This is a genomic window from Streptomyces soli (assembly GCF_003999195.1).
Taxonomy (GTDB): Bacteria; Actinomycetota; Actinomycetes; order Streptomycetales; family Streptomycetaceae; genus Actinacidiphila; species Actinacidiphila soli.
Genome location: NZ_RJVR01000173.1, coordinates 1 through 4,652, shown reverse-complemented (window position 1 = coordinate 4,652; position 4,652 = coordinate 1). Strand labels below are relative to the sequence as shown.

The window sequence follows — 4,652 nt, the reverse complement described above, 5'->3', positions numbered from 1 at the left end:
GAAAACTCCGGCACGGTGCCAGCGAAGCCGCCGGCGACCACTTCACGGCGACGCCCCCCAAGGCTGGCCAGGGCGGCGTGGAGATGACGCCAGTCAGCGGGGTGATGGTCAGAACACGAGGCTCTCCACCGCGACCGAACGATTCGTCCAGCGGCTGATCGAGCGCTACGGCGATTGTCACGACCTGTGAGCGCTGCCCGCTCTGCCGTTACGGCCTGTCGCTTGAGTACGCCTGGTCTGCCGGCACCGTCTCTCCGAACACCGCCACGCTCGTCCGTGCCACCCCGCCCGTCGGCTGCTCATCGTCAACGGTCACGGCGGGAACCGCGGCATCACGAGGCCCTCGCCTACGAACTCCAGCAGCCCCACGCCATCACCGTCTGCGTCATCCACCAAGCTCACTGTCGGCCGAGATCACCGACAGCGAGAAGCCCGAAATCCACGCCGGCACCCTGACGCTCGCCCTCGCCGGACACCGTCCGGCTCGATAGGATACCAGACGACTACATCCCGAACCCCCGCCAACACGAGGAGATCGACCAGCTCGTTACTCCGACGCGGCACCACATGGCCGTGGCCGTCCGCGGCGCCCGGCCATCTCCTCGCTCGGCATGGGCCACTCGATCACCGCAAGTGCTTTGGATGCCGGCGCGGACGTGCTCGCCCGGCTCGCCAACCGCACTGCCAACGTCCCCGGCAACCCCCGGAGGACCCATGCCCCTCACCCATGAAGAAATGGCCGGCTTCATGCAGGACGGCCCAGTCATACGACGCACCTTCGTACCCCAAGACCTGATCACGCGCGCTTCATCCCTCATCGAGCGCTGGTTCCGGGAGAACGTGACTCCTCCACCCCGTTCAGGTAGCGGACGAACAGCGGGTAGGTGAGCTGGTTGTCGTAGAAGATCTGCTGCGGCTCGCCGACGACGATGGTCGTGAAGCCGCGGGCCGGTTCTTTGAGGGCGGCCGGCAGCTCTGATGCCTGGGGCCGTCGCTTCCACGACAGGGCCGGCTGTGCCACACGCCTGACTTCGCGGCCGTGACCGACCAGCGGTGATGACGATGCGCCGCATTCACTCTCAGTAGTTGCATGATTACCAATGGGGTCAGATAATGCAGTGATGGACCCCTCAAATTCGACATATAGCGCTATGTCGCAGATTCTGGCGATCGCATCTGAACCCTCGCAGATGCTGCCGGCGCGCGAGCAGATGGCGTTCACTCTCGGGTTCCACATCATCCTGGTCCCCTTCGGCGTAGCCTTCACCTTTCTCATGCTGGTCGCCAACTTCCGGGGTCTGCGCCGTAACGACCGGCAGGCGATGCTCTTGGCGCAACGCTGGTCGAAAGTGGCCGCGGTGCTCATCGCCGTGGGGGCCGTTACCGGCACGGTGCTCAGCTTTGAGCTGGGCATCCTCTGGCCAGGGCTGATGGGGAAGTACGGTCCGGCCTTCGGCTTCCCCTTCGCGATCGAGGGGTTGTTCTTCTTCCTGGAAGCCATCTTCATGGCCATCTACATCTACGGCTGGGAGCGGCTGTCGCCCTGGGCGCACTTCTTGACGGGCATTCCCGTTACGCTGGCCAGCGTGGGCGGGTCGGGAGCGGTCATCGCGGCCAACGGCTGGATGAACCAGCCTGGAGGGATCGTCGTACACGGCGGCCGGGTGGTGGACGTGTCGCCGGTGAAGGTGTTCTTCAACGGGGCCTTCTGGCTGGAATTCCTGCACATGCTGCTCGCCGCGTACATCGTCGCGGGCTTCACAGTCGCCGGGGTCTACGCCGCCGGAATGCTGAAGGGCCGACGCGACCGCTATCACCGGTTGGGGTTGCTCATCCCCCTCACCGTAGCGAGCATCACGATGCCGCTGCAGTTCATCGTCGGCGACACGATCGCCCGCCAGGTATTCGATAAGGAACCCGCCAAATTCGCCGCCATCGAGATCCTCCCCAAGACCGGTGACCATGTCCCCGAGACCCTCGGGGGCGTACTGATCGACGGCAAAGTGAGGTACGGCTTCCAACTGCCGGACGTCGCCTCCGTACTCGCGGGATTCACCCCCTCCACACGGATCAGGGGGATCGACGCGATCCCTTCCGCCGTTCGGCCTGCCGACGCCGTCGTCAGCGTCGTCCACCTCGCCTTCGATGTCATGGTGGGCACCGCGTCCGCTCTGCTTCTGCTGGCCCTGTGGTTCGGCCTGCTCTGGTGGCGGCGGCGCGACATCCCGACCGGTCGTTGGTTCCTGCGCGCATGCGCGATCGCGGGTCTGGTGTCGATCGTGGCCCTCGAGAGCGGCTGGGTGACGACAGAGGTGGGACGTCAGCCCTGGACGGTGGTGGGACTGCTGCTCACCAGGGACGCCGTCACCACCACCGGAAACCTTTGGCCGTTCTTCGGGGCGGCGGTGGCGATCTACCTCGCCGTGGGCGTCACCGCCGTACTGGTACTGCGGTCCATGCGTCGGCGCTGGGCCAAGGGCGACGACACCCACGACGTACCGTACGGGCCGGAGCCGTCGCTGCCCAACCAGCCGGCCACCAGGAGCTGACGAGCATGAACGATGTCATCGCGGTCATCCTGTTCATCGGCGTCATCGCCTATGCCCTGTTCGGCGGGGCCGACTTCGGCGCCGGATTCTGGGACCTGACAGCGGGCGGCGCGGAGCGGGGGCGCAAGCCGCGCGCCCTGATCGACCACTCCTTGGGTCCGGTGTGGGAGGCCAACCACACCTGGCTGATCTTCTGCCTCGTCATGATCTGGACAGGTTTCCCGCAGGCTTTCGCAGCGATCACCACGACCCTGTACATCCCGCTGGGATTGACGGTGCTCGGGATCGTCCTGCGAGGGAGCGGCTTCGCCTTCCGTAAAGCCTTGGTCCGCACATCCGAGCAGCGGGTCGCCGGGGCGGTGTTCGCCGCCTCCTCGGTGGTCACTCCCTTCTTCCTGGGGGCGGTGGCAGGCGGCATCGCCTCCGGCCGCGTCCCGACCGGCGGATACGGGGACGCGCTGTCCAGTTGGACCAATCCGACGTCCATGCTCGGCGGCACCCTGGCAGTCGCCGTCTGCGCCTACCTGGCGGCCGTGTTCCTCACCGGTCAGTCCGTGCGGCGCGGCGACGCCGAACTCGAGCAGAGATTCCGGCTGCGCGCGCTCGCCGCCGGTGTCGCCTCCGGGCTGGTGGCCCTGGCGGGAGTGTTCATCCTCCACGACGACTCACCCAGGCTCTTCCACCAGCTGAGCAGAGTCGGACTGCCACTACTGATCATCTCGGCCGTCTGCGGAGTCGCCGCTCTGCTGCTGCTGCGCAGCGGCCGTCCGCCTCTGGTACGGACGCTCGCTGCGGCGGCGATCGCCTGCGTGGTGGCAGGCTGGGGCGTCGCCCAGTACCCGTACCTGCTCGGCACCCATCTGACCATCGACCAGGCCGCCTCGCCGAGCGCCACCCAGTGGGTCCTGATCGCCGTCGCGTGCGTGGCAGCGGCGTTGATCGCCCCCTCACTGCTGCTGCTCTACACCCTCTCACTGCGCCGCAAGCTGGGCTGAGCCGCCCCACCAGCCCTCAGGCGGCAGTTGCGGGAGCCGGGGGCGGGTACTGGGCCGGTCAGCCGACGACGTGGTTGGTGTGCATTTTGGCGACGGCATCGGCATCGGCATCGGCTTCGTAGCCGAGTTCGGCGAGGACTTCGTCGGTGTGTTCGCCGAGCAAGGGTGACCCGGTGATCACGGGGGGCGAAGCCGGAGAACCTGATCGGGCTGCCGAACGTTGAGGTACCCGCGTGTGCGGACTGCCGGCCGATTGCCGGTGCCCCCGCCCATGATCAGCGCGGTACTGACCTCGAATCGCTGTGCCATCATCCCTTTCTTCCCGGGGTCCGCCCGTGCCACAGCGGCCGGGCGCCTGCTGAGGGTGCGGAACAGGCGGCGACGTGGGGTCACCCGCGACGGATCGCATACCGAACTCCTCGCTGTGCCCGCCGGCGCCCTGATCCGCAAACCCGAGCGGCTCAACTTCGCGGAGGCGTCGGCTATCGGACTCAACTTCGTCGTCGGCTGGCTCGGCGCCGTCGAGACCGCTCAGCTGGACAAGGGGGAGACGATCGCCGTCTTCGGCGACTGCGGTGGCGTTGGCAGCGCGGTCGCGCAGATCGCCCGGGTGTGGGGAGCCCGGGTCATCGGCATCGACCGGAGCGCCCGGAACAGGGCACCCCAGCGGCGTCGGTCATCGCGCTCTGCGTGCCGTTCGGCGGGGAGCCGGGTGAGATCGGCTCCGTCCCCCCAGGCCCACTCATGTCCTTCTGGCCGCCCCGGTACCCGGAGGCCTGTCCACATCCCGCTTCCCGAGCCATCGGCCGCCTGACCTGGAACGGAGATCCACTCGCGGCTGGCTTCACGAGCGCTGACACTTGAAGTGGATCAGACTTGAGGCGAGGGAGCCATGAGGACTATAGAGGAGACGGTTGAGGTCGCCGTCCCGGTATGCACCGCCTACAACCAGTGGACGCAGTTCAAGAGCTTCCCCCGGTTCATGGCGTCGGTGAAGAGGGTCGATCAACTCAGACCCGCTATGACCCGCTGGGTGATCGGGTGGGGTCCGCTGAGCTACGAGTTCGAAGTGGAAATCGTGGAGCAGCGCCCCGATGCCTGCGTGGCC

4 protein-coding genes are annotated in these 4,652 nt (G+C 67.1%); 3 read left to right on the top strand and 1 reads right to left on the bottom strand.

Annotation, left to right across the window (positions count from 1 at the left end; translation table 11 throughout):
- Window positions 1–814 precede the first annotated feature (814 nt).
- Window positions 815–1,021 (bottom strand): hypothetical protein, encoded by a 207-nt coding sequence (locus EFK10_RS14960; protein ID WP_127356185.1) that lies wholly within the window; start codon window positions 1,019–1,021, stop codon window positions 815–817.
- Between the two features lie 100 nt (window positions 1,022–1,121).
- Between EFK10_RS14960 and EFK10_RS14955 the strand changes: the two genes are divergently transcribed.
- From EFK10_RS14955 to EFK10_RS14940, 3 genes are all read left to right on the top strand, one after another.
- The gene (locus EFK10_RS14955; RefSeq protein ID WP_206305458.1) at window positions 1,122–2,549 is read left to right on the top strand and encodes a cytochrome ubiquinol oxidase subunit I; all 1,428 of its coding nucleotides are present in this window, start codon (window positions 1,122–1,124) and stop codon (window positions 2,547–2,549) included.
- 5 nt (window positions 2,550–2,554) lie between these two features.
- Entirely contained in the window at window positions 2,555–3,544 is a 990-nt protein-coding gene (locus tag EFK10_RS14950) for a cytochrome d ubiquinol oxidase subunit II (protein WP_127356184.1), read from the top strand.
- A gap of 892 nt (window positions 3,545–4,436) precedes the next feature.
- On the top strand, window positions 4,437–4,652 hold a 216-nt coding region (locus EFK10_RS14940; protein WP_322973337.1), incomplete at its 3' end, for an SRPBCC family protein.